Here is a 6,317-nt window from a genome sequence, read left to right as displayed (position 1 = left end):
AGCATCACCACCCCAAAAAGGGGCGGCATTGCCTCAAAGAAATCCCCACCACCCCCACAAAGGAGAGCGGCACGGGGCGACCCGGCCGAACAATCGACCGAGCCGATAAAGGCACTGGCTTTTAACACGCTGTTGAGTTCTCAAGAAACGGACACCCACCGCGCTGGATCCGCTTTCGCGTTTCCCGCTCCGAGGCGACTCGCCTTACTTTATCGGATCCGTCCGGACTGTCAATTCCGGGCTTCTCCGATACGCCTTTCCAACCCCGCTTGCGCGGCACCTTCCGGGCGGTGGAGCTATTTCATCAGATCCGGTCCGATTGTCAAAATCGAGCCTTTCCGACCCACCACGGCACGGCAGACACGGCGAGACCGCGTCGGCTGGTTCGTTGGTGGTTTCCCCATGCTTCGGCCGGCCGCCATGTGGGCGTCCTGCATCCGTGAGGGGACGGGGGGTTAACTTACGCGGTCGGAGCGCCCGAGTCAAATCGGCCCCGGCGCGGTGCCCTGCGGCCAGGTTGTGCCGTATTGAGGGGAACCTGGCGTGCCGGGGCACCATCTACCTAAGTAGCTCACCCAGCCCAGCACGGAGAGGTACGACATGGCCTACCCACCTCCCCCGCCGCCACCGTCGAGCCCCGGCGCCCCGCCGCCCCCCAACCATCTCGCATGGGCGGTCGCCACCACGATCCTCTGTTGCCTCCCCGCCGGCATCGTTTCCATCGTCTACGCCGCGCAGGTCAACTCCAAGTGGATGGCCGGCGACCACGCCGGTGCGATCAACTCCTCCAACAACGCCAAGAACTGGGCGATCGCGTCGGCGGTCCTGGGTGTGATCGTCGGTGTCATCTACTTCCTCGTCGCCATGGCCGGCGCCAACGGCAGCTGACCCATGACGGAAGAGTTCCGGCCCGCCCCGCCGCCGCGGGGCGGGCCGGTTCCCGAAGTCCCGGGCGGTGCGCAACGGCCCGTGGCCGGACTCGCCGTCAGGCTGCTCCGGCCCGGCGCGGTGCTCGTCTTCAGCGTCGCGGCCGTCTGCTACGTCGCGGCGGTGGACCCGAACGAAGGGGGGCACTATCCGACCTGCCCCTTCCTGGCCATCACCGGGTTCCAGTGCCCAGGCTGCGGGTCCATGCGCACGGTTCACGCGCTCGCCCATGGCCGCGTCCAGGAGGCGTTCGGGCTGAACGTCCTGACCATGGCGATGCTTCCGCTTCTGGCCTTCTTCTGGCTCCGGTGGGCGAGGGCCCGCGCCCTGGACCGCCCCGTCCGGACGAAGGCGGCGCACCCCGCCCTGATCTGGATCCTGTTCGGAGCGGTCCTCCTTTTCTGGCTGATCAGAAACCTCCCGGCCGGATCGTTCCTCGCCGCCTGACCCCGAACGCATAAGGCCGAGTGCTCCGCCCCTGCACAACGACGAGCCTGTCCCATCAGGAGCCGGCCACTCCCCTGGGCGGTCAGGCGGGCGGGACGCGCTTGAGGGGGCGCCGCAGCGTCCAGGCCTGGTGCGGTGTGCCGCACAGTATGGACAGCACATGGGCGGCCCGTGCCCGACGGGTCGGCGACTCCGTGAGCAGCTCAGCCACTCCTCGTTGTAGCGGGCTCGATCGCCGGCAGGCAGCAACGCGCACCCGGCGGCGAGCAACCTCCGCGCCACGCTCCCCGGTGCCCGGACCCCACCGGCCACGGCATGTGCCCCGGACCTGCCAACGGCCAACATGGTGAAGACCCTCTCGGCCTCCCGCAGAGCCCGCAGTGCCGCGTCCACCGCCGCGAACACAGCGAGCGCCTCGCCCGTCAGGTTCGCCGCGGCGGCCGCGTCGCGCGCCGCGCTCCCTGCCTGGGCCACCGCACGCCCCGTCCAGGGCGCGCCCTCCATGCTCGCCGCGCGCGCCGCATTCGCCGCCACGCGCGCGGCGTCCTCTCCAAGGGCCGCTGCGAAGGCCGCTACGTCCCGCGGCTCCACGATCATGCTCGATGCGCTGACCAGCATGTCCGCCGTGGCGGCTGCGTTCGCCGAATGCACCGCGGCCGCCGCCCCTCCCGGGCTCGCCGCGGCCGCCGCGGCCGCCGCCGCGCGGGCGGCGGGAGGAAAGTGGGTGGCGAGATAGGTACGTGCGTCCTGAATCTTGTTCGCGTCGAGCTCGCGGCTGGAGGCGTCGGTCACGGCGGTCTCCTGGTCAGACGGGCGGGACGTGCTTGAGGGGGCGGCGCAGCGTCCAGGCCTGGCGCGGCGCGCCGCACAGGATCGACAGCACATGGACGGCCCCTGCCCGACGGGTGGGCAACTCGGTGAGCAGGCTCAACCACTCCTCGGCATAGCGACCTCGGGTACCGGCGGGCAGCAGGGCACACCCGGCGGCCAGCAGACGCCGCGTCAAAACCCCTGGCCGCCGCGCCGTGCCCGTCACCGCGCGAGGCTGGGCCTGGCCGCCTGTCGCACTTGTGAAGACTCGCCTGGTCTCCTGCATTGCCAGCACCGCCGCGTCCGTGCCCGTCCAGACAGCCTCAGCCACCGATAAGGCCGTTCTCAGTGGCCACACCGTAACCTTCGCCGCCGCGGCCTCAGCCGCGCGAGCCGCGTCCGTCGCCCGCGACCCCGTACGCACCTGCGCGCCTGTCGCCTCCACCGTCGTGGCCGCGTCAGCGGCATTCGCCGCCGCGAGCACCGCTTCCGCCGCGTACCTCGCCGCGTCCGCCGCGTCCGCCGCGTCCGCCGCCACGGCCGCTTTGCGCGCCGCCGCCTTCGCGATGTGCGCAGGCATGCCCGCCGCGCCCGCCGCTCTGGCCACCGCGCCGGTGCTTGCGTGTTCGGCGCGCGCCGCCGCGGCCGCTACCGCATTGGCCGCCGGGACGAGGCCGGCGGCGAGGTGGAGGCACGCGGCCTTCAGCGCGCCCAGGTCGGGGGTAGAGCGCGGTCCTAGGAGGCGTCCTCTACAGACCGTGCAGTGAGAGTCGCCGGATACAACCTGGGAGTCGCGGACGGGGCAGAGCTGGTCCTTGAAGGACGCGGGGCGGGTCACGGACTGGCTCCGGGGGCGTGCGGACGCAGGGTGTTCCAGGGCTTGGGGGCGGTGGCGCGGTTGGCGTGTGCCTTGGCCAGGGCGAGGCGGGCGTTCTCGGCGCCCTCCTGTGTGAGCTTGTAGTAGCGGCGGCGGGGGCGGCCGAGGGCGTCGGCGTCGCGCTGCTCGGCCGGCTCCTCCCAGCGGGACGTGATCCATCCGGCCTGTTCGAGGCGGGTGATGATCGGATAGACCGTGCCGGTGGGCAACTCGGTGGCCTGCACCATCTCCAGCCCGTACCACTCCCGGTTCGGTTCCAGCAGCGCCTGGCGTAGCACCATCTGGGTCTGCACGGTCATCCGCGGCCCCCGGGTCACCGTGCTCCCCTTCCCCGCATCCCGCCGCGGACCGCCAGCAGCAGCCCCGCCACCGCCGCCGCGACTCCGACAGGCCCGGCCACCGCCGGCATCAGCCACGCCACCACGGCCGCCCCGACCGCCGCCGAAGCGATCCCCAGCCAGGCCAGCAACTCCCAGGCGACGAATACCCCGGACCGGCCCGACCCGCCTCCGCGTCGCTCGAACTCTACATAGCCCATGGCTCGTACTCTACATACGAGGCCTCATGATCGCCAGGGAGTCGAACGCGGACCGCACCGGCCCCTGTCGCCCTGCATGGTGCCCTCGGGGGCTCCGGAGATCGTCCGTCACCGTCTCGACTCCTCGGCCTCGTCCGGTGCGATGGATGGCCGAACGGGCATGTGCGGCCTTCGGAGCCGCATGGTCGGCCACGCCCGGTCCGCCGGGGTGACGACCTCGCCGAGTCCGGCGTTCCCGGATACTCCGAGGGCTCGAGCGCCTGTGCGCGGTCTCGCGGGGCGGGAGATGGGCTCGGCGAGGCCCGTCCGGTCGCTCGGGGTGTCAGACGGGGTCGCTGAAGGCGGGTGGGCGCTTGTCGAAGTGGGCGCGGACGGCTTCGACCTGGTTGGGGCTTCCGCGCAGGGCGGCGAGCGTGCGGGACTCTTCGAGGAACTGGCCGGCCAGGTCGGTGTCGGCGGCGCGGTTGAGCAGGCGCTTGGCCCCCCGGACGGCGTCGGGGCTGTTGCCGGCGATCTCGCGGGCGAGGTCTGTCGCGGCGGCGTGCGGGTCATCGGCGGTGCGGGTGGCCAGGCCGATGCGGACGGCGTCCGCTCCGGAGATCATGCGGCCGGTGAAGGTCAGCTCCTTCGCGACGTCCTCGCCGACGAGGCGGATCAGCGCGGCGGTGCCGGTCATGTCGGGCACCAGGCCCCAGCGGATCTCCAGGACGGACAGGCGCGCGTCCGGGGCGGCGATGCGGATGTCGGCGCCGAGCGCGATCTGCAGGCCCCCGCCGAGGGCGTGCCCGTGGACGGCGGCGATGACGGGCTGCGGCATTTCCCGCCACACGTGCACGGCCTGCTGGCCGAGGTTGGTGATGCGTCCCGGCTCGCGCTCGGTGATGTCGCCGGAGCGGCGTCCGGCGCCGTCGCCGGCCATGGCGGCGAAGTTGGCGAAGTCCAGGCCGGCGCAGAACGCGCGGCCCTCCCCCGACAGGACCACGGCCCGGACGGACGCGTCGGCGGCGATCGCGTCCCCGGTCCGGGCGAGCGCCTCGAACATGGCCAGGTCGAGGGCGTTCAGCTTGTCGGGTCGGTTGAGCCGCACGTCGGCGACCCCCTCGTGGACGTGCACGGTGACGCGGTCGGTCATGCCGGGGTCCCTCTCATCCTCGCGGTCGTCTGCGGGGGACGATTCCATGCGGCGCCCCGCCGGTCGAGGGCGAGGGTCAGGTCACCGGGACGATCCGCGCCCCGGTGAGCGTGCCGTCGCGGATGTCGAGGAGGCCGAGGGTGCCGTGCGGCTGGCGGCGCCGGTCGGTCGGCGACCCGGGGTTGAAGATGCGGACGCCGTCGCCGGTCTCGTCCAGCGGGATGTGCGAGTGCCCGAACACGACGAGGTCGGCGGCGGGGAACCAGCGCCGCATCCGGGCGGTGCGGCCCCGGGCCTGGCCGCTGTCGTGGACCATCGCGACGGCGAGGCCGTCGAGGTCGAGTTCGAGGCGTTCGGGCGCGCCCCACTCCGCCACGTCCGGGCCGTCGTTGTTGCCGAGGACGGCGTGGACGGGCGCGTACTGGGCCAGCTCGTCCAGGACGGAGGCGAGGCACACGTCGCCTGCGTGCAGGATCACGTCGGCGCCCCGCAGGTGCTCGGCCACCCGCGGCGGGCACGACTTCCAGCGCCTCGGCGCGTGGGTGTCGGAAATGGCCACCGCTCTCACATGTCCCATTGTCCCCGCAGGGGCACAATGGGACGGATGCGGATCGACATCGGCGGTGTGCGCCTCTACTTCGACGTCGAGGGCGCCGGGCTGGTCCCGGACGGTGCGGCGATGGCTGAGCGGCCCGTGGTCGTGGCGCTGCACGGCGGTCCCGGCGCCGACCATTCGCTGTTCAAGCCGGTGCTGGGGCGGGCGACCGAGTTCGCGCAGGTCGTCTACCTGGACCAGCGCGGCAGCGGCCGGTCGGACGTGAGCGAGCCCGCGCTGTGGACGTGGGAGCGCTGGGCGGACGACGTCGTCGACTTCTGCGACGCGCTGGGCATCGACGACCCGGTCCTCCTCGGGACGTCCAGCGGCGGGTGGGTGGCGCTGACGGTCGCGCACCGCCACCCGGAGCGCGTTCGCGGTGTGGTGCTCGACAGCGTGATGCCGGGTCCCGCCGAGGAGCGCCTGGAGGTCTTCGAGCGGCTCGGCGGCGCTAAGGCCCGCGACATCGCGCGCCGCTACTGGGGCGGGGAGGACGTCCAGGACGACTGGGAGCGCGTGTGCCTGCCCCTGTACTCGCGGCGTCCGGACGGCGCCCCGGAGGCGAGGGACAGGCTGGCCCGCATCCGGTGGAACCGCGACGTCATTGAGCATTTCCGGCGCTCGCTCGCGGGCGCGTTCGACCCGTGGCCGTACCTTGAGCGGATCGTCCGGCCCGTCCTGGTCCTGAACGGAGAGGACGACCCCGTCGCGACGGTCTCGGCGGCCCGGAAGCTCGCCGAGGCCCTGCCGGAGGGCACAGCCGAGCTGCACGTGCTGCCCGCCACGGGCCACGGGGTGTTCAGGGAGGATCCGGACCGGGCCGTCGCCCTGCTCCGCGACTTCGTCGGGCGGACCGCCGCGCGGGGGTAGCGGACGGCGGCGGGGCGCCCGCCGGAAAGGGCGGTGATTTTGCCACGCCCCACTTCGGACACGTGTGGGAAACAACTGTAAGCACGCTGTCATTACCGAGGACTGACCTGCGGAGTTACGC

9 protein-coding genes are annotated in these 6,317 nt (G+C 72.6%); 4 read left to right on the top strand and 5 right to left on the bottom strand.

Features of this window, described 5'->3' with window-relative positions; genetic code table 11:
• Positions 1–600: 600 nt before the first annotated feature.
• The 3 genes from K4S16_RS41865 (at position 601) to K4S16_RS41855 (ending at position 2,110) form a co-directional block, all read left to right on the top strand.
• Entirely contained in the window at positions 601–888 is a 288-nt protein-coding gene (locus tag K4S16_RS41865; protein WP_149264667.1) for a CD225/dispanin family protein, read from the top strand.
• 81 nt (positions 889–969) lie between these two features.
• A complete protein-coding gene (locus tag K4S16_RS41860; protein WP_235037414.1) occupies positions 970–1,374 on the top strand; it encodes a DUF2752 domain-containing protein in 405 nt (134 codons plus the stop codon).
• A 343-nt stretch (positions 1,375–1,717) separates the two neighbouring features.
• A complete protein-coding gene (locus K4S16_RS41855; protein ID WP_149264665.1) occupies positions 1,718–2,110 on the top strand; it encodes a hypothetical protein in 393 nt (130 codons plus the stop codon).
• 69 nt (positions 2,111–2,179) lie between these two features.
• Here K4S16_RS41855 and K4S16_RS44795 read toward each other — a convergent pair whose 3' ends face one another.
• The 5 genes from K4S16_RS44795 to K4S16_RS41830 form a co-directional block, all read right to left on the bottom strand.
• On the bottom strand, positions 2,180–3,022 hold the full coding sequence (locus K4S16_RS44795) for a hypothetical protein (RefSeq protein ID WP_160161225.1): 843 nt from the start codon (positions 3,020–3,022) through the stop codon (positions 2,180–2,182).
• Entirely contained in the window at positions 3,019–3,360 is a 342-nt protein-coding gene (locus tag K4S16_RS41845) for a PadR family transcriptional regulator (protein WP_149264664.1), read from the bottom strand. Before K4S16_RS41845 ends, K4S16_RS44795 begins: the two co-directional genes overlap by 4 nt.
• A 14-nt stretch (positions 3,361–3,374) precedes the next feature.
• On the bottom strand, positions 3,375–3,599 hold the full coding sequence (locus tag K4S16_RS41840) for a hypothetical protein (RefSeq protein ID WP_149264663.1): 225 nt from the start codon (positions 3,597–3,599) through the stop codon (positions 3,375–3,377).
• Positions 3,600–3,921: 322 nt separating this feature from the next.
• On the bottom strand, positions 3,922–4,731 hold the full coding sequence (locus K4S16_RS41835; protein ID WP_149264662.1) for a crotonase/enoyl-CoA hydratase family protein: 810 nt from the start codon (positions 4,729–4,731) through the stop codon (positions 3,922–3,924).
• 76 nt (positions 4,732–4,807) lie between these two features.
• Positions 4,808–5,290 carry a metallophosphoesterase family protein gene (locus tag K4S16_RS41830; protein WP_235037413.1) on the bottom strand — a complete coding sequence of 161 codons (483 nt, stop codon included), beginning with the start codon at positions 5,288–5,290 and terminating at the stop codon, positions 4,808–4,810.
• Between the two features lie 45 nt (positions 5,291–5,335).
• Between K4S16_RS41830 and K4S16_RS41825 the strand changes: the two genes are divergently transcribed.
• The gene (locus K4S16_RS41825) at positions 5,336–6,196 is read left to right on the top strand and encodes an alpha/beta fold hydrolase (protein WP_160161224.1); all 861 of its coding nucleotides are present in this window, start codon (positions 5,336–5,338) and stop codon (positions 6,194–6,196) included.
• Positions 6,197–6,317 lie beyond the last annotated feature (121 nt).

This window comes from Actinomadura sp. K4S16, from assembly GCF_008327685.1.
Classification (GTDB): Bacteria; Actinomycetota; Actinomycetes; order Streptosporangiales; family Streptosporangiaceae; genus Spirillospora.
This window is presented reverse-complemented; position numbering and strand designations above follow the sequence as displayed.